General features: G+C 36.4%; 19 protein-coding genes and 1 other annotated feature. Of the genes, 10 read left to right on the forward strand and 9 right to left on the reverse strand.

What is annotated here, in order from left to right; translation table 11 throughout:
* Positions 1-71: 71 nt before the first annotated feature.
* A complete protein-coding gene (locus KUA55_RS11230; RefSeq protein ID WP_218326382.1) occupies positions 72-728 on the reverse strand; it encodes a hypothetical protein in 657 nt (218 codons plus the stop codon).
* Positions 729-747: 19 nt separating this feature from the next.
* The gene (locus KUA55_RS11235) at positions 748-1,254 is read right to left on the reverse strand and encodes a hypothetical protein (protein WP_218326384.1); all 507 of its coding nucleotides are present in this window, start codon (positions 1,252-1,254) and stop codon (positions 748-750) included.
* A 304-nt stretch (positions 1,255-1,558) separates the two neighbouring features.
* Here KUA55_RS11235 and KUA55_RS11240 point away from each other — a divergent pair, with 304 nt between their 5' ends.
* Both KUA55_RS11240 and KUA55_RS11245 read left to right on the forward strand, forming a co-directional pair.
* Positions 1,559-1,765 (forward strand): hypothetical protein, encoded by a 207-nt coding sequence (locus tag KUA55_RS11240; protein ID WP_218326385.1) that lies wholly within the window; start codon positions 1,559-1,561, stop codon positions 1,763-1,765.
* 384 nt (positions 1,766-2,149) lie between these two features.
* Complete coding sequence (locus KUA55_RS11245) at positions 2,150-2,806, forward strand: CPBP family intramembrane glutamic endopeptidase (RefSeq protein ID WP_218326386.1); 657 nt, start codon at positions 2,150-2,152, stop codon at positions 2,804-2,806.
* Positions 2,807-3,171: 365 nt separating this feature from the next.
* On the opposite strand, the gene rplT is transcribed toward KUA55_RS11245, so the two are convergent.
* The 3 genes from rplT to infC are packed head-to-tail and all read right to left on the reverse strand — an operon-like array spanning position 3,172 to position 4,332.
* Positions 3,172-3,531, reverse strand: a complete 360-nt coding sequence (rplT, locus tag KUA55_RS11250) for a 50S ribosomal protein L20 (protein ID WP_218326387.1) — start codon at positions 3,529-3,531, stop codon at positions 3,172-3,174.
* A gap of 39 nt (positions 3,532-3,570) precedes the next feature.
* Positions 3,571-3,771, reverse strand: coding sequence for a 50S ribosomal protein L35 (gene rpmI / locus KUA55_RS11255; RefSeq protein ID WP_010747119.1), 201 nt, complete (start codon positions 3,769-3,771; stop codon positions 3,571-3,573).
* Positions 3,772-3,807: 36 nt separating this feature from the next.
* A complete protein-coding gene (gene infC / locus KUA55_RS11260) occupies positions 3,808-4,332 on the reverse strand; it encodes a translation initiation factor IF-3 (protein WP_218326388.1) in 525 nt (174 codons plus the stop codon).
* A 22-nt stretch (positions 4,333-4,354) separates the two neighbouring features.
* Positions 4,355-4,482, reverse strand: a sequence feature (ribosomal protein L20 leader region).
* 107 nt (positions 4,483-4,589) lie between these two features.
* On the opposite strand from infC, the gene KUA55_RS11265 reads away from it, so the two are divergent.
* Entirely contained in the window at positions 4,590-5,399 is an 810-nt protein-coding gene (locus tag KUA55_RS11265; RefSeq protein ID WP_218326389.1) for a Cof-type HAD-IIB family hydrolase, read from the forward strand.
* A 101-nt stretch (positions 5,400-5,500) separates the two neighbouring features.
* Here KUA55_RS11265 and KUA55_RS11270 read toward each other — a convergent pair whose 3' ends face one another.
* From KUA55_RS11270 to KUA55_RS11280, 3 genes are read right to left on the reverse strand one after another with little or no spacing between them, the layout of a single operon-like run.
* The gene (locus tag KUA55_RS11270) at positions 5,501-6,406 is read right to left on the reverse strand and encodes a magnesium transporter CorA family protein (protein WP_218326390.1); all 906 of its coding nucleotides are present in this window, start codon (positions 6,404-6,406) and stop codon (positions 5,501-5,503) included.
* A 2-nt stretch (positions 6,407-6,408) separates the two neighbouring features.
* Positions 6,409-6,963 carry a hypothetical protein gene (locus KUA55_RS11275; RefSeq protein ID WP_218326391.1) on the reverse strand — a complete coding sequence of 185 codons (555 nt, stop codon included), beginning with the start codon at positions 6,961-6,963 and terminating at the stop codon, positions 6,409-6,411.
* Between the two features lie 54 nt (positions 6,964-7,017).
* Positions 7,018-7,950 (reverse strand): PLP-dependent cysteine synthase family protein, encoded by a 933-nt coding sequence (locus KUA55_RS11280; RefSeq protein WP_218326392.1) that lies wholly within the window; start codon positions 7,948-7,950, stop codon positions 7,018-7,020.
* 378 nt (positions 7,951-8,328) lie between these two features.
* Here KUA55_RS11280 and KUA55_RS11285 point away from each other — a divergent pair, with 378 nt between their 5' ends.
* From KUA55_RS11285 to KUA55_RS11295, 3 genes are all read left to right on the forward strand, one after another.
* Positions 8,329-9,669, forward strand: coding sequence for an FAD-dependent oxidoreductase (locus KUA55_RS11285; RefSeq protein ID WP_218326394.1), 1,341 nt, complete (start codon positions 8,329-8,331; stop codon positions 9,667-9,669).
* Positions 9,670-9,688: 19 nt separating this feature from the next.
* Complete coding sequence (locus KUA55_RS11290) at positions 9,689-10,942, forward strand: cupin domain-containing protein (RefSeq protein WP_218326395.1); 1,254 nt, start codon at positions 9,689-9,691, stop codon at positions 10,940-10,942.
* Between the two features lie 82 nt (positions 10,943-11,024).
* Entirely contained in the window at positions 11,025-11,726 is a 702-nt protein-coding gene (locus KUA55_RS11295) for a YoaK family protein (RefSeq protein WP_218326397.1), read from the forward strand.
* A gap of 51 nt (positions 11,727-11,777) precedes the next feature.
* Here the strand turns inward: KUA55_RS11295 and KUA55_RS11300 are convergent, their stop codons facing one another.
* Complete coding sequence (locus tag KUA55_RS11300; RefSeq protein ID WP_218326399.1) at positions 11,778-12,443, reverse strand: deoxynucleoside kinase; 666 nt, start codon at positions 12,441-12,443, stop codon at positions 11,778-11,780.
* A gap of 278 nt (positions 12,444-12,721) precedes the next feature.
* Between KUA55_RS11300 and mvk the strand changes: the two genes are divergently transcribed.
* The 4 genes from mvk to fni are packed head-to-tail and all read left to right on the forward strand — an operon-like array spanning position 12,722 to position 16,769.
* Positions 12,722-13,666, forward strand: a complete 945-nt coding sequence (gene mvk, locus KUA55_RS11305) for a mevalonate kinase (RefSeq protein WP_218326400.1) — start codon at positions 12,722-12,724, stop codon at positions 13,664-13,666.
* A complete protein-coding gene (gene mvaD / locus KUA55_RS11310; protein WP_218326401.1) occupies positions 13,659-14,654 on the forward strand; it encodes a diphosphomevalonate decarboxylase in 996 nt (331 codons plus the stop codon). The genes mvk and mvaD overlap by 8 nt, the downstream gene beginning before the upstream one ends.
* A complete protein-coding gene (locus KUA55_RS11315; protein WP_218326402.1) occupies positions 14,651-15,724 on the forward strand; it encodes a phosphomevalonate kinase in 1,074 nt (357 codons plus the stop codon). The genes mvaD and KUA55_RS11315 overlap by 4 nt, the downstream gene beginning before the upstream one ends.
* Before the next feature lies 1 nt (position 15,725).
* Positions 15,726-16,769 carry a type 2 isopentenyl-diphosphate Delta-isomerase gene (gene fni, locus KUA55_RS11320; RefSeq protein ID WP_218326403.1) on the forward strand — a complete coding sequence of 348 codons (1,044 nt, stop codon included), beginning with the start codon at positions 15,726-15,728 and terminating at the stop codon, positions 16,767-16,769.
* The last annotated feature ends 170 nt before the right edge of the window (positions 16,770-16,939 follow it).

The following is a 16,939-nucleotide window of genomic DNA, read 5'->3' on the forward strand; positions in this document are numbered from 1 at the left end:
ATCCTTTACATTTTAATTTTGAGATATCACTACCATTAATGAGCGTATCGTAATCACATCTGACCATAATTCTATTTTTCAGCATCTATAGGCATGTTTACAGTATAAGTATGCGTCACTTCATTTCCTTCGCTATCTTTAGCTTTAAAGGTAATATCGATAGCTTTGATTTCTTCCAATTTCTTCTCATCTGCTACTTTAAAATGCATGTAGCCATCTTTATGTTTGTGTGAAGTTAAAACTTCGTCATCCCAAACATTCATAAAGATTTCAGCCTTGACATGTTCTCCATCTTTCATCACCAATTCAGCAGTATCTGGTGTAATATGTTTATCAGATGAGTCTTCATTTTCAAGTTTGTAATGAAGCGATGCTAACGTTTTATAAGGTGTGCCATCTGTGTCCTTATAGTGATCAACAGTAACAAATTTTGCATGATCTACTTTAAATGTGATATTATCCCAGTCTGTGTTTTCGTAATCAGTATCGTAAGACAGTTTTGTCTCAATTCGAGGATCAACATCATGTGTCACTATGTCTTTGAAGTAACCATCATACTTTAGCTTTTCGTTTGTTTCAGTTTCAACAACACCATCTTTTTCCTTATTTGTTTTTTGTGAACTAGAATCTCCATAAACATTATCTACTTTTTCTTTTGTTGTACCACATGCACCTAATGTCGCAATTGCTGCTAATGTTACAATACTAAGACTTACCTTTTTTCTCATATTCATTACTATCCACTTCCTATGCTTTTGTATTTTCATGCTGTTTAGCTAGCTCAATATCTGCTTCTACTTCTTCATAATTGAATCTTACAATCACTCCATTAAGGTCTTTAACTAGCATAGTATCAATAATGTCTTCATTTGATTCATTCATATATACAAGTAAGCCCACAGAACCATCGTCTAATACTTGACTAATGGAATCAAATATAGTTGTTGTCTTTTTTGCTTTAATATAATTTGAGCCCATTCCTGCAACATCACCAATAATCCACCCACATAAGATACCTAAAGGACCTGCTAGTATCCCAATAATCATACCGATTAATCCGCCACGTAAAATTCGATCCGTGCTTTCATAATCAACACCGTCTCTAATAGAGACTTTTTTTCCAGAACGATCTTTTTCTATAATGGCAGCCTGTTTAATGACCAGTGTTTTTCCATTTGATAATTCTTTTAAACGAGAAAAGGCTTCATAATTAACAGCTTTTTCATTATAAGTAATTAATGCTACTTTTTTCATAAAATTCCTTCTTTCTTTTCAGTAAAGTCATCTTAATTGCCTCGGCTTTATTTGTAAAAAAAAGAGGGAAAAAAAGAGAATTAAAATCGGCTATGAACCCCTTAATGAAAGCTTTTATTCATTTTTTTTTAATAGGTGTTAATTTCTGACTATACGTTGATTGGGTAAAATTTAAGTCCAGATACATTGTTTGAAAAACCTATTGAGGTGTTTAACTCTGTAATGTAAATGTAGACAAGTTATTCACTGTAATCTATTAAATGAACCCATGCACCTTTAATAATTTTTTCTACCAGGAAAGGTGGTGACCGCGGAAAACATTATTCGTTTCATCAATCAACACACTGAAAAGCTAGCTATTACTCGCTTAACCTCTTTATTCGGTATTTCTAGAAGTATTTATTATCGAAATAGCACTCGAAATTTTTCTACACTCACAGATATTGAAGAACGAATTTATCAATTAGTCGTAAAACATCACTTCTTATTTGACTATCGAATTTCAAGCTAAATTAATTAATTTGATAAAAAAAAATCTCGCAAGAATTTCTTGCCGACAAACTTTACATCTCGCGACAGACAATTTCAAAATGAGAATTATGAGACACGACACCTGATTTAGAAAAATTGGTAGCTCTGGCTCGATTTTTTGGTATAAGTTTGGATGAATTAGTCTTTAACAAAACGACACCGATTAATATAGAAGTGCTCACTCTGCAACTTCAGCAGCTGAAATAATGTTCAATTTTTTGTATGATCTTGGGTGACTGATTTTCATCGTCTTGAGCATGATTTATTGGTCGGTGAAAAAAACACTTTGGTGAGGGAATATTTTCTTTTATTCCTTTTGTATTTGAGATAGAATTATTTCAGAAAATATACAAAGGAGTTTTCTATGACAAACCTCCAAAAACAAGTGCCCACAAAAATAATCGGCATTTATCTCGTGATTTTCTTTTTATGGTGGTCTTTTTATGAATTATCTGGCTTTCAATTATTTGCCACACCCTTCCCGCAAGCATTATCTGGTTCATTAATTAAATTTGCGACTTGGACTGTTCCAGCTTTTCTTTTGATGAAAAAATATCACGATTCTTTATATGTACCCTTTGATAAAATTTTTACAAATAAATTTCGTGTCGCACCTTATATTTTGATTACATTTTTGATGATTAGTTATATTATTTTGGGAGAATGGGTTGAACATGGCAGCTTGCAATTTAGCAATTCTTTTAATGCAACTGATTTAATTGGTGTCTTCTTATTTGTGGGAATTACCGAGGAGATGGTGTTTAGAGGTTGGTTGCTGAATGCGTTGTTATTAAAAACTACAACGATCCCTGCGGTTCTTATTTCTTCGGTCTTGTTTTTATGTATTCATTTTCCTATTTGGGTTAAAACAGGAAGTTTCATTCAAAATTTTGCTTCCGGTGGCTTCATTAATGTCTTGATATTGAGTATTATTTTTTCAGTTACATTTTTAAAAAGTAAAAATATTCTCGTCCCAATCGTCATTCACATGCTTTGGGATTTAGCACTTTTAATTTTTTAAATCTAATATTATTTCATCCCAAAAAAAATAGCCGACTAAGCTATTTTTTTACATTTCTACCTTTTTTTATTTGGTTTAATGACAGTCCAATCACAACAATAGCTACCATGGTGAACAGCCATCTTTCCAATATTTCACCAAAGTTAAATTGAATAGAACAAACTATACACTTTCAAGTACAGGTGAAGGTAAGAGTTACATTAGATTCTTTTTCATAAAAATTAAAATAAGCTTAACTACGGCTCTGCTCTTTATAATTCATCATCAGTTATCGATTGGTATCAAGAACTAAGGGAAATTATTAGAAAACAAAAAAAGCCCACTAAAAATAGTGGGCTTAACATTGTTAAATCAATGTTTAAAAATTATTTACTTAAAGATCCTTTAGCTTGGTCAGCTAGTGCTGTGAAAGCAGCTGCATCGTTAACTGCTAAATCAGCTAACATTTTGCGGTTGATTTCAATACCGGCAACTTTTAAGCCATGCATTAATTTTGAGTAGCTTAAGCCATTCATACGAGCTGCAGCGTTGATACGTGCAATCCATAATTTACGGAAGTCGCGTTTCTTTTGACGACGATCGCGATATGCGTAGTTGTATGAATTCATTACTTGTTCTTTAGCTGTTTTAAATAGAGTGTGTTTAGAACCGTAGTAACCTTTAGCTAATTTTAAAGTCTTTTTACGACGTTTACGAGTTACTGTTCCACCTTTAACACGTGCCATGTTGATTTCCTCCTAAATAGTTCATCTTGATTTTTAGTTTTACTTCATGCGAGCAAGTTGTTGGCGGATACGTTTGTAATCGCCTTTTGATACCATGCTTGCTTTACGTAATTGACGGCGTTGTTTTTTAGTTTTTCCGTGGAAACGGTGACTTGTAAACGCGCGGAAACGTTTCAAACCGCCTTTACCAGTACGTTTTACGCGTTTTGCTAAACCGCGGTGTGTTTTTTGTTTTGGCATGACTAATTTTCCTCCTCAAAATCTTTTCGTGACTTGCTAGTCTTTTTTCTCTTTCGGTGCCAGCACTAAGAACATGCTACGTCCATCCATCTTCGCTTTTTGCTCAACTGTCGCAATGTCAGTTGTTTCTTCAGCTAAGCGATCAAGAACTTTTTGACCAATATCTTTGTGGGTAATGGCGCGGCCTTTGAAACGGATCGAAGCTTTCACTTTGTCACCTTTTTCTAAGAACTTACGAGCATTACGAAGTTTTGTATTAAAATCATTAATATCGATTGTTGGACTTAAACGAACTTCTTTTGTGTTAATCACTTTTTGTTTCTTACGTGATTCACGGTCTTTTTTCTGTTGTTCGAAGCGGTACTTTCCGTAATCCATAATTCTTGCTACTGGTGGTTTTGCGCCAGGAGCGACTAGAACTACATCAAGATTTGCTTTTTCAGCAATTTGTAAAGCTTCAACTTTAGATTTTACACCTAATTGTTCGCCGTCTTGATCAATCAATCGTACTTCTCTTGCACGAATGCCGTCGTTTACCATCATATCCTTTGCTATGGTCATTCACCTCCGAATTTTTTTGAGAGAAAGCGAAAAAAAACGAGTTCTTTACGAACCCGCACATAGTCGTACTTACTCCTAAGAATAAGACTTCCTATCTAGCCCAGCGATGTTTTCGCGTAAGGCGAGAAGCGGGTGCTTCTGCTTTCATTTTCTCAACTTTTTCAATTATACAGGGTATTAACCTTTATGTCAAGACCTAAAAGACTTCTCTGTTTCTGCTATAATAAATTTATCCAATCGACTAAAGGAGCTCAACTATGTATCGTTTAATTACTTGTGACCTCGATGAAACTTTATTAAATAGCCAGCGACAAGTCTCTGAAAGAAATCGACAAGCCATTGCTGCTGCAAAAGAAAAAGGTGTCTATTTCGTCCCTACAACCGGTCGGGGTTATCGTTCTATTGAACCTACTCTAACTGAATTGCAAGCTTTAAACCAAAAGGAACATTACATGATCGGATTCAACGGTGGCATCATCATGGAAAATTATGGGGCCAAATTACTTGATTCAACGTCAATGGATTTTCAAATGATTCAAGCTTTATTTGAGATCGGCAAAGATTTAAATGTGGCTATCCATGTTAATACTTTTGAGATGTCGTATATTTATAATGCTAGTGAAATGCTGGACTTCTACAACAATAGTCCCCAGCACCATCTTTTAGCGGCACCTGATATTTCGAATTTAAAAAATCAAACCTGTTACAAGATAATTTTTCAAAATAGTGATGTTACTTATTTACGATCACTAGAAAAGCTTATTCCGGCAGATTTAAAAGCACAACTAGACATTAGTTATTCTTCAAATCGTTACATGGAATTTAATCCTCTTGGTGTAACCAAAGGAGCGGCGCTGAAAAAATTAGCGCAGCATTTAGACGTCCCTTTGGATCAAACCATTGCGATTGGTGACAATATCAATGATTTGAGTATGCTGGAAACTGCAGCCTTAGGTGTAGCAGTCGCTAACGCAGTTCCTGAAGTTAAAAAATTAGCAACATTTACTACCACGGCAGACCACAATCAAAGTGCGATTGCTGAAATGATTGAAAAATTTATTCTATAAAAAAACAGCACATTTTCGGAAAATGTAGTGACCCCCAAAACATTAGATTTTTGGTCTAAACTTTGGGGAATCGGTACATAATCGCCGAAAAACGTGCTGTTTTATTTAATTCTGCGCCACAATAAAATAATCAACCATGCTGACAACGCTAAGCTGATCACTAGTGAAATTATCCAACCAGCTTCTGAATTTTCAAACGGCAGCGGCATATTCATTCCGAAAAAACCACTTACAATAGTAGGAATCGTTAGTAGTAAAGACCAAATAGTCAATATTTTCATCGTGTCATTCAAATTATTGTTTAACAAATTATTGTAGGTTCCAGACAATTGATCTAAAATGTCACTAGCTAAGCGAGTCATTTCCACCGCTTGGCGCGCTTCGATTAATACATCATCTAACTCTTCTTTTTCTTGGGCATTGAAAGCTTGGTAAATCGTTTGGGCTTTGACTTGTTCTAATAAAACTGTATTTTGTCGGGTCGCAGTTACTAAATACACCAAACCAATTTCTAAGTCGGACATTTCTAACAAATTTTTGTTAGTGGTTTTTTGGCGTAATTTTTTATTTAGAGCCACTCTTTGATTGTTGACTTCATCGATTAATGGAAAATAATTATCGGAAATCATAAATAAACTATGAAATAACAAGCTGGCCGTAGTTTGCTGACTATCTTTTTTCAATAAGTCCTCAATGATCTTTTCTACATAATCAGTTCGCTCATTAACAAAGGTAATAAAATAACTGTCCTTCATAATAAACGACATCGGACTTGTCTCGTAATGATTATCAGTTTTTGTTAAATGCGGCACATTGAAAACCACCAACAGCGCTTCATCTTCAGCGTCATACTCCACTCGCGCCCGTTCATTTTTATCCAATGAATAATTCAACATCTCATTACTAATCGACAAATCTTTTTTTAGATTTTCAACTTCATGGGCTTTAGTTGTATCGATATTGATCCAAGAACATTTTTCGGCATTAAATGTTTGTTTGACTTCCATCATTATTCTCCAACTTCTTGATTAATTTTCAATAGGGCATTTTTTAAACGTTTAGATTTACTAATAGCAAACAATAAGTAACTGAAACTTGAGACAAAATAAATCTCCCAAGCATACCAAACAGCTTTTGTCCCAGTTAAGCTGAAAACATCAGCCAATTCATAAAAGAAACCACGATTGAATCCGTGAAAATAGATTGCTATAACTATTTGAAAAGCAAATGCTAGCAGCCAACCGATCAAATATGTTCGACCACTCTTACTATAAAGATTTTTCTGATACATCGGACTTTCTCTACCATCGATCACAAAAAAATATCTGTTTTCATTAACTATTCGCACCACTAAACTGCGACTTTGATAAAAGCCAATCATCAGACTTATTACCGCAATGCCTAAAAACGCACCTAAGTGAATAGTCGTAGTTAAGTGATTGAAAAATAAGTAAGCAGAAAACAATGGTAAGATGAAAAATTGCCAGCGGGAGACTTTTGATAGTCTTGTTTGTTCGCGAATAAAAAATAACATCATGATGACAATTAAAATTGTTTGACCCAAAATTTCCCACCCCTTTTCTCTTCATCATTAATTATACCAATTTCTATTAAAAAATTAATCAAATAAAGTTGGACTATAAATATTTTTTGATAAATAGCGGTCACCTGCATCTGGAAAAATAGTCACGATTTTACTGCCAGCTGGTAATTTTTTACTTTCTTCAATCGCGGCTGCCAGCGCTGCACCACTAGAGCTACCTACCAATAATCCATAATTTTTAGCTAACATTCTTGTATAAGTAAAACCCGTTAAGTCGCTGATTGTATAAATTTCATTGACGGGAAGTTCTGCTAAAAATGGCGGCACAAATTCCACACCGATACCTTCAATCTCATGACTGCCAGCTGGTCCACCATTTAGGATCGAGCCTTCTGGTTCTACCCCGATTAACCGGAGATTCATACTATTTTCTTGCAAAAATTTTCCCGTTCCAGCAAAACTACCACCGCTGCCGATACCAGCTACAAAACTAGTCAGCTCACCAGCCAATTCTGAAAAAATTTCTGGGCCTAGTGTTTGATAATATGCTGCCGGATTATCAAAATTTTCAAATTGTAGCGGGATGTAACTATTTTTGATCTCTTTTGCTAATTCCTGTGCTTTAGCAATCGCACCAATAATGCCATCCTCTGTTTTTGTATGGACTATTTTTGCTCCTAAAGCAGTCATTAATTGTTGTTTTTCAAGGCTAAATTTTTCAGGAACCACCACCATGACTTTCAGCCCTAATGGAACGGCGGCTAATGCTAAACCGATACCCGTATTTCCAGCAGTTGGTTCAATAATAGTCGTGCCAGACTGAACTTTTCCAGCTTTCATTGCTGCTTTTAGTAAATATTCTCCCAAGCGGTCTTTAATACTACCGCCAGGATTCAAGTATTCTAATTTAGCATATATCTTCGTACCGTAATAGCCACCAAAATCTTCCGCAGCAAATTCAAACAGCGGTGTATTCCCAATTAATTGCTCTACTTGATTGACAATCATTTTATTCCTCCTTTATTAAACAAAAAGGGTGCTGACTTATCCATCAGCACCGCTAGTAAAAACTACCTTTTACTTCGAATGTGGGTAACAGACATGATAAATAACTATGCTACTTTTTGCGTACCATAGTCCAACAGACTGTCGTTAATAATTGCCTATTTGCCATGTTGCACCTCACTCCTCGAATAAAAATTAGCATTTATCATTTTTAAAGTCAATGAAAGAAGCCGCACAATTTTTCTTTGAAATAGCTTTTAAAAGTTTAATATAATTCAAAAATATAATAGCTTTTAATTAAAATGGTTTTCGTTTAGTGTTTTTTTTTTAAAGGATTATACTGGACTTGTTGTTAGAACTAAAGCTAGATTGGAGGTCGTAATGAAAAATTATTTTGATGTATTAGTTATTGGTAGTGGTATCGCAGGTCTAACTACTGCCAAAAGATTGCGAGAAAAAAACTTATCCGTAGCAATCATCGAATTTTATCAATGGGGTGGCACTACGCCAAATCACGGCAGTACCCCAAAGAAATATTTATTATCTGCCGTTGAAACCAAACAAGCTGTCGAAGGTCATTTAGGCAAGGGATTTGATACAGTCCCAGAAATTAATTGGCAACAACTAATGGCGTTCAAAAACAAACAAATCGCAGACACCTCAAAGGTGATTCAACAAGATTTAGCAGAACGGGGAATCACCACCATCTATGGTGGCGCCAAGTTCAAGGATGCGACTACTGTAACCGTGGACGGTGTTGATTATCATGGTGAAAAAATCATTTTGGCTACAGGCGCTAGACCACGAGAGTTAGAGATTGAGGGTAAAGAATATCTACAGTACAGTTCTCATTTTCTAAATGCAGAAAGCCTTCCTTCTTCCATCACGATTATTGGTGCCGGTATTATCGCTTTTGCCATTACTAATATTGCCAGTGTTATTGGTGATCAAGTTCATGTACTACAGCATAATCATCGGGCTCTTGCAGCATTTGACCAAGAGCTGGTGGGTGATTTAATCGATCAGCTAAGACAGCGTGGTGTAGATTATCATTTTGACAATACGATTAAAAAAGTTGAGAAGCTAAAAGATGATTTATTTAAAGTAACTACCGAAGAAGGCTTAACTTTTGAAACCAATGTCATTTATTGTGTGGCTGGTCGGATACCTAATGTTGAAAATTTAGCATTAGAAAAAGCTGGTATCACCTATGGTCCTCACGGAGTCGCGGTCAATGAATATTTACAATCCACTAATCCAAATGTTTATGCCATTGGCGATTCCAATGATTCAACCGCACCAAAACTAACAAATTATGCAGAGTTTCAAGGCAATTATGTTGCTGATTTGATTCTTAGTGAAAAAATACAACCGATCGAATATCCTATAGCCTCCATGTCGGTTTTTAGTAATCCAAAAATTGCTCAAACAGGCGTCTTTGTAAATGATGCTTTAAAGGAACCAAACATTTATTCAATTGAAGAAATCGATATGCATCACTGGTTAAACTATCATCGCAGTAATGAACCAATTGCCAAAGCAAAAATTGTGATCCGTAAGGCGGACCAACAAATTGTCGGTGTCACTAGTTTAAGCAATGAAGCCGATTTATTCATTAATTATTTCACCTTGTTATTAAAAATGAAAATGACCAAGCAGGAATTGCGGGAAACGATCTTAGCTTATCCTTCCTTAGCAAGCGATTTTTCTAAAATTTTCTAAAAAAAAGGAGTGTTTTACTATGAACAATGAAGAAAATGCACCACAACCAATTCGTAAATCAGATGGCAAAGGTTATTACAATCGTGGCCCACACGATACCATGCGTGACATTGAAGGACCAGATTTTTTAACTCCTCCAGCAACTGACCACGGTACTTTACCAAATATGCGCTTTAGCTACGATGATGTTCGTAACCGTCTAGAAGATGGTGGTTGGGCCAGAGAAATTACGAACCGTGAAATTCCAGCATCTGATCAAGTTGCCGGCGTTGATATGAACTTAGCACCTGGTGTTTATCGGGAAATGCATTGGCATAAAGAAGCAGAATGGGGTTTAATGCTTTACGGAAATGCCCGCGTAACTGCCATTGATGAAAATGGTAAATCTTTTATCGATGACGTAAAAGCTGGTGACATCTGGAACTTTGAAGCAGGTGTGGCTCACTCTATTCAAGGGCTAGATCAAGGAACTGAATTTTTACTGATCTTCAGCGAACCAGATTTTTCTGAAAATAATACGATGCTTATTACTGATTGGTTGGCTCATACCCCACCAGAAGTCGTAGCAGCAAACTTTAAAAAGAAAGTTTCTGAATTGGAAAGCTTACCTAAAAAAGAAAAATATATTTTCAAAGCTGAAGTGCCAAAACCAATTGAAGAAGTTAAACGTCCTAACAACAATGGCGAAACACCACTACCATTAACTTTCCATATGGATTCATTAAAACCAATTGAATCTGAAGCTGGAAGAGTTTGGATTGTCGATTCAAAAGTTTTCCCAGCTGCTCAAACAATTTCAGCAGCCATTGTTGAAGTAGAACCTGGTGCAATGCGGGAATTACATTGGCATCCAAAAGGCGCTGAATGGCAATATTATATTCAAGGAGAAGCTCGGATGACCGTCTTCAATTCAAATGGATTAGCTAGAACTTATGACTATCGTGCTGGTGATGTTGGTTATGTCCCAACAGTTGCTGGACATTATGTTCAAAATACCGGAACTGAAAAATTAATCTTTGTAGAAGTCTTTAAAATTCCTGAGTACTCAGATATTTCTCTAAACAAATGGATAGCTACTACACCTTCACAAATCGTGGCTGATCATTTGAACTTAACCAAAGAGTTTGTCGAAAGCTTGCCACAAGAAGAAACACCAAGCCCAGTTATTTGGTTTGATCAAGATAAAATTAATCAAGAGGTCAAAAAACATACCAGCAACAATCCTTTCGAATCAGAAGATAGCAACGGCTTAAACGCCAAAGACGTCTTTTAAAAAAAGTGGCTCATTTTGTTACGCTGGCTTTAGTAACTAAGGTCAGCGTAAATATTTTTGACAAAGAAAGGACATCAACAAAATGAATAACGATATACACAATAACGAACCTTACATGTCTTTCCCTATTATTGCATTCTTACTTGCGGTAGCAGCTGGTGGTATGGATGGCTATACGTACTTTATTGGAAAAGTCTTTAGTACTGTTCAATCTGGGAACATTATCTTATTAGGACAAACATTAGCAACTAAAAACTGGTCGCATTTCTTTACAGTTGCAGCAACTATTCTAGCTTTTGGAATTGGCGCAGCGATTACAGCAGTTATCCAAAGAGAAGATTCCAAAGACTGGTCTTTTAAAGTTTTAATTATTGAAATTATTATCTTATTTTTACTATCATTAAATATCACAACAAGCAATTTATCGACTATGACAATTTGTATAATCATTTCCTTCATATCTGGTATGCAAGGCAATGCGTTCCATAAATTTGGTCAAGATTTAGTTTATGGTAATGTTGCCGTGACATTAGTTGTTCAAAATGCTTTTAGTTATCTTATGAAGGGCTTCTTTAAACAAGCTGGGGCCTTCCAAAAATCAGCTTTATATTCTCTAATTTTATTAGGGTTCGGTTTTGGTGGTTGGCTAGGTACATTATTAACCTCTAATTTTGGTAACAAAGCTTTGTGGTTCCCGATTATTATCTTTGCGCTCATTTACCTTGAAGGTAAGCATTTAGAAAAGAAAAGTAACGACAAACTAAAATTAAATCCAGCTGCATAATAATTCAAACAAAAAGTCGTTGAAATTCTAAAATGAATTTCAACGACTTTTTTATGCTTCTTTTGCCCATTCAGCACTTTCAATTTCGGCTAATTTTTGATCAATCATTTTTAAAACCATTTTTTCGGCTTCTTTACTTTCGACAAAATTAAGTGCATCACCATCAATTTGAATTTTTGGACTTTCATTGTAATTATCAAACCATTGGTCATAACGTTTATTTAATTCTTGGTAGTAATCATATAAAGTCGGGTCAAAACTTAATTGTTCATATTCCCGTCCCCGTTTTTCGATGCGGTCTAACATTGTTTCAAAGGAAACTTTGATATGAACCATCAAATCAGGATGCTTTTTGTAGGCAGCAAAAGGCAATTCTTCCATCATATTTTTCAATAGCTCATCATACACTTTTACTTCCGTATCTGTTGCCCGACCAAGATCGGCATTTAGATGGAATAATAAAGAATCTTCGTAAATCGAACGATCCAAAACATTATGATCTGCTTGCATCGCTTTTTTTATCATATCAAATCGTTTATTTAAAAAGTAAATTTGTAACAAAAAGGCATATTGTTCAGGATTGGCATAAAATAATGGCAAGACTTCATTATCATCGACTGATTCGTAAAATGCATCTGTCCCTAAATGTTTTGAAACCATTTCCGTTAAGCTTGATTTCCCTGCACCAATCGTTCCAGCTAATACTATCACACTCATGAACCTCCAACTCGTTTCATACAAAATATAGTGTCTCTTCTTTCAACTTATCTAATATACCCCCAACATTTAGTGGTGTCAATTTTTAACAATCAATAAAATTGTTACAATATTTTAAGGAAATGTTTAAAAAATTTTTCAGTTTACTACTTCTATAAGAAGCTTTCATTTACTTGTTCGCAAACTATGAGTAAAATAGGATAGATTGCATTTATTGAGAGGACTTCTCAACATAAATAATTGGTAAGCAGCTTTGCCAATTTTCTAGGAGAATGATTATGAAAAAAAATGGTCACGGCTATGCCAGTGGAAAAATAATTTTAATGGGTGAGCATTCAGTCGTTTATGGGGAACCAGCCATTGCTTTACCTTTTAGTGGGACTGGTATTCAAACTACTATCTCTTTTCATCCCGTAAACGAGTCTTGGATTGAGTCCAGCTTTTTTACCGGACCAATCGGTCAAGCACCTGACAGCATGAACAGTGTCAAAGTGCTTATTTGGCAAATGATCAAACAATTTAAAATCCAACAACCTTTTTATTTAAAAATAGATAGCACTGTACCAGCAGAACGTGGGATGGGCTCAAGTGCCGCTGTGGCAGTATCAATTACCCGGGCATTTTTCGATTTGTTAGACATCCCGGCAACACAAGCAAATGTCTTATATTTTGTTAATCAAGCTGAAAAAATTGCTCATGGTAATCCTAGTGGGATCGACGCTACCACTATCAGCGGCGTATCACCTATTCTTTATCAAAAAAGAATCGGGATCGAACCATTTGAGTTAAACATGGATGCTTATTTAGTTGTAGCCGATACTGGTATCAAAGGACAAACCCGTAAAGCTGTCAAAGATGTTGCAACTTTAATGGAAAAAATGCCTAAAAAAATCGGCACGCATATTCATAAACTAGGTTCACTAACTAAACAAGCCCGACAAGCCATTTTAACTAATTCTCCAGAACGTTTAGGAGATTATATGAATCAAGCACAGCATGTTTTAACAACTTTAGGAACAAGTAATCAAGCCTTAGACCATTTGATTGAAACGGCATTGACCCATGGTGCATTAGGAGCAAAATTAACTGGCGGCGGTCGCGGTGGCTGTATGATCGCGCTGGCGCAAGATGAGGTAAGTGCCCATCGTTTACAAGAAACATTACTTTCTGCCGGTGCCAATAATACTTGGGTAGAAGGATTAGGAGCCTATGCCCATGTCTAGTGGAACAGCTCGCGCTTATACGAATATTGCCCTGATAAAATATTGGGGGAAAAAAGATCAAGCTTTGGTCCTGCCAATGAATAATAGTCTATCGCTAACATTAGATGCTTTTTACACTGAAACAACGGTGACTTTTTCAGATGATTTCCCAGCTGATCAGTTTTATTTAGATGAAAAGTTACAAGATCAAAAAGCAACCGCAAAGATCAGTAATTTTTTAGATGTTTTACGAGATAAACACCAAGTAAAACAGTTTGCAACAATCAAAAGTCAAAACTTCGTACCTACAGCTGCTGGCTTAGCTTCTTCTGCTAGTGGCTTGGCTGCTTTAGCTGGCGCTACCAGTGCAGCTTTAAATTTAAATTTGTCTAGCCAAGAATTGTCTCGACTAGCAAGACGCGGATCTGGTTCAGCCAGTCGCAGTATTTATGGCGGTTTTGCTGAATGGCTGCAAGGCACAGATGATCAAACTTCTTATGCTGTTCCGATTGCCTCTGATCATTGGGAGAATGAATTAACAATGCTTTTTATGATTGTTGACGACCAAGAAAAAGCCGTTTCTAGTCGTGATGGCATGCAAAGAACAGTTGAAACTTCAGCCTTTTATCAAGGTTGGTTGGATTCAGTCCCTCATGATTTAGCCAAAGCTAAAAAAGCCATCCATGAAAAAGATTTTACCGCCCTCGGTGAAGTGACCGAAGCCAGTTCTTTAAAAATGCATGGCACTACTTTAGCAGCAAATCCACCTTTTACTTATTGGTCATCTGAAAGTTTGCGCATCATGCAATTTGTCCAACAGTTAAGAGCTGAAGGCTTTGCTTGTTATTCAACCATGGATGCTGGACCAAATGTAAAAATTTTACTGGAGAGAAAAAATGAAGAACAATTAATCGCGACCTTAAAAGAAAAATTTCCAGAAAAACAATTAGTTGTCGCCCATGCAGGGCCAGGAATTGAAATTTTAACGAAAGAAGACGTGAACCCATGATTGAAGTTTCTGCACCAGGAAAACTTTACATAGCTGGTGAATATGCTGTAGTGGAACCAGGTCACCCGGCGATTATTGTAGCAATCGATCAATTTATCACTGTTACAATTGAGGCCGCTAAAAAAAGTGGTTCTATTCAATCTGCCCAATATAGTGATATGCCGATTCGTTGGACTCGTCGTAAAGGCGAACTAGTTTTAGATATTCGAGACAATCCCTTCCATTATATTTTAGCGGCGATTCACTTTACCGAAAAATATGCCCTAGAAAAAGGCAAACAACTAGCCTTCTTTGATTTGAAAGTGATTAGCGAGTTGGATAATTCCAATGGACGAAAATATGGTCTAGGATCTAGTGGTGCCGTGACAGTTTCCACTGTTAAAGCCTTAGATGCATTTTATGATTTACAATTATCTAACTTAGAATTATTCAAGTTAGCCACATTGGCTCACTTAAACGTTCAAGGAAATGGTTCCTGTGGTGATATTGCCGCTAGCGTTTATGGTGGTTGGTTAGCCTTCTCAACCTTTGATCATGATTGGGTCTTAGAACGTTTGAAACAGCAAAAAATTACGGATCTAATTGCCAGCGACTGGCCTTGCTTGCGGATCGAGCCGTTAGAAGCACCAGAAGATTTGCGCTTATTGATTGGTTGGACTGGCTCTCCTGCTTCAACTTCTGACTTGGTCGATCAAGTTCATCAGTCCCGGGAAGAAAAAGAAAATGCCTATCAACAATTTCTAAAAGACAGCAACGCTTGTGTGACTGCCATGATTGAAAACTTCCAACAAGGTGATATCGAAGCTGTTCAAGAAAAAATTCGGGAAAACCGAAGATTATTAGCCCAATTAACTACGATTAGTAACGTTGTGATCGAAACAGAAGAACTGAAAAAGCTCTGCGACTTAGCTGAAAAATATCATGGTGCAGCTAAATCTTCTGGTGCTGGCGGCGGTGATTGCGGCATCGTGATTGTCGATAAAAAAGCCGGTATTTTACCCTTAATGAGTGCTTGGGAAAAAGCTGGCATCACACCGTTACCGTTACATGTCTATCATTTAGGAGAATAAGATGAATCGAAAAGACCAACACGTATCCTTAGCGAAAGCTTTTTACCACACAAAAACAAATAATGATTTTGACGCAGTCTCTTTTGTTCACCAATCATTGGTTTCAGCTAAATTGGAAAATGTTGATCTTTCGACTGAATTTTCTGGCTTCCATTTAGACTTTCCTTTTTACATTAATGCTATGACCGGTGGTAGTCCAAAAACCAAAGAGATCAATCAAAATTTGGCTATTATTGCTAGAGAAACCGGCTTAATGATGGCGACTGGCTCAGCTTCTGCTGCTTTAAGAGATCCAGCCGTAGCTGATTCCTACTCGGTGGTCCGCAAAGAAAACCCTGATGGACTCTTACTAACCAATGTTGGTGCAGGTCGAAATGCCCAAGATGCTGAAAAAGTCATCGACATGATGCAAGCAGACGGTCTACAAGTCCATCTAAATGTGCCACAAGAAATTGTCATGCCGGAGGGTGATTGGGATTTTAGTGATTGGCAAGACAATCTAAAAGAAATTCTTACCACTATCAAAAAACCAATTATTATTAAAGAAGTTGGTTTTGGTATGACCCGTGAAACGATTCAGCAATTATTAGCCTTAGGTGCTAAAAATATTGACGTCTCTGGCAATGGTGGTACCAGTTTTACACAGATTGAAAACACCCGCCGCAAAAAAAGAGAATTTGATTATTTAGACAATTGGGGACAATCCACTGTGATCTCCCTACTAGAAGCCAAAAGTTTTTCTCACGATGGACATATTCTAGCATCTGGCGGCATTCGCAATGCCTTTGACATCTTTAAAGCTCTGACCCTTGGCGCCCAATCTGTCGGTATCTCAGCGACATTTTTAGACAAATTAATGTCAAAAGGGGTCGATGAAACCATCGCCATGATCGAAAGTTGGAAAAATGAGTTGAAACACTTATATGTCTTAACCAACTGTGAAAAAACAGCTGATTTAATTAAAAGTCCAGTGATTATTTCCGGTCAGCCAAGAGAATGGGCCGAGCTGCGAGGAATTGATTTAAAACAATACGCGCAACGCTAAAGTCAACGAACCTATTTCGTTGACTTTTTTTGTAATCAAATTGATTGACCCCGAACTAAAACCAAGCTAAGATAACAGCCAAAGAACAGAAAAGACTAATTATTTAATAGTCATTTTCCCTGTTATATCAGCTTTTTTTTGCTGATTTTTAGTTTAGTTAGGAGTTTATT

This window comes from Enterococcus alishanensis (assembly GCF_019218635.1).
GTDB classification, from domain to species: Bacteria; Bacillota; Bacilli; order Lactobacillales; family Enterococcaceae; genus Enterococcus_A; species Enterococcus_A alishanensis.

What these genes read in the sequence shown, in the direction of transcription:
- KUA55_RS11230 (WP_218326382.1), bottom strand. Translation starts at nt 728, where the DNA reads ATGAGAAAAAAGGTAAGTCTTAGTATTGTAACATTAGCAGCAATTGCG.
- KUA55_RS11235 (WP_218326384.1), bottom strand. Translation starts at nt 1,254, where the DNA reads ATGAAAAAAGTAGCATTAATTACTTATAATGAAAAAGCTGTTAATTAT.
- KUA55_RS11245 (WP_218326386.1), top strand. Translation starts at nt 2,150, where the DNA reads ATGACAAACCTCCAAAAACAAGTGCCCACAAAAATAATCGGCATTTAT.
- rplT (WP_218326387.1), bottom strand. Translation starts at nt 3,531, where the DNA reads ATGGCACGTGTTAAAGGTGGAACAGTAACTCGTAAACGTCGTAAAAAG.
- rpmI (WP_010747119.1), bottom strand. Translation starts at nt 3,771, where the DNA reads ATGCCAAAACAAAAAACACACCGCGGTTTAGCAAAACGCGTAAAACGT.
- infC (WP_218326388.1), bottom strand. Translation starts at nt 4,332, where the DNA reads ATGACCATAGCAAAGGATATGATGGTAAACGACGGCATTCGTGCAAGA.
- KUA55_RS11265 (WP_218326389.1), top strand. Translation starts at nt 4,590, where the DNA reads ATGTATCGTTTAATTACTTGTGACCTCGATGAAACTTTATTAAATAGC.
- KUA55_RS11270 (WP_218326390.1), bottom strand. Translation starts at nt 6,406, where the DNA reads ATGGAAGTCAAACAAACATTTAATGCCGAAAAATGTTCTTGGATCAAT.
- KUA55_RS11280 (WP_218326392.1), bottom strand. Translation starts at nt 7,950, where the DNA reads ATGATTGTCAATCAAGTAGAGCAATTAATTGGGAATACACCGCTGTTT.
- KUA55_RS11285 (WP_218326394.1), top strand. Translation starts at nt 8,329, where the DNA reads ATGAAAAATTATTTTGATGTATTAGTTATTGGTAGTGGTATCGCAGGT.
- KUA55_RS11290 (WP_218326395.1), top strand. Translation starts at nt 9,689, where the DNA reads ATGAACAATGAAGAAAATGCACCACAACCAATTCGTAAATCAGATGGC.
- KUA55_RS11295 (WP_218326397.1), top strand. Translation starts at nt 11,025, where the DNA reads ATGAATAACGATATACACAATAACGAACCTTACATGTCTTTCCCTATT.
- KUA55_RS11300 (WP_218326399.1), bottom strand. Translation starts at nt 12,443, where the DNA reads ATGAGTGTGATAGTATTAGCTGGAACGATTGGTGCAGGGAAATCAAGC.
- mvk (WP_218326400.1), top strand. Translation starts at nt 12,722, where the DNA reads ATGAAAAAAAATGGTCACGGCTATGCCAGTGGAAAAATAATTTTAATG.
- mvaD (WP_218326401.1), top strand. Translation starts at nt 13,659, where the DNA reads ATGTCTAGTGGAACAGCTCGCGCTTATACGAATATTGCCCTGATAAAA.
- KUA55_RS11315 (WP_218326402.1), top strand. Translation starts at nt 14,651, where the DNA reads ATGATTGAAGTTTCTGCACCAGGAAAACTTTACATAGCTGGTGAATAT.
- fni (WP_218326403.1), top strand. Translation starts at nt 15,726, where the DNA reads ATGAATCGAAAAGACCAACACGTATCCTTAGCGAAAGCTTTTTACCAC.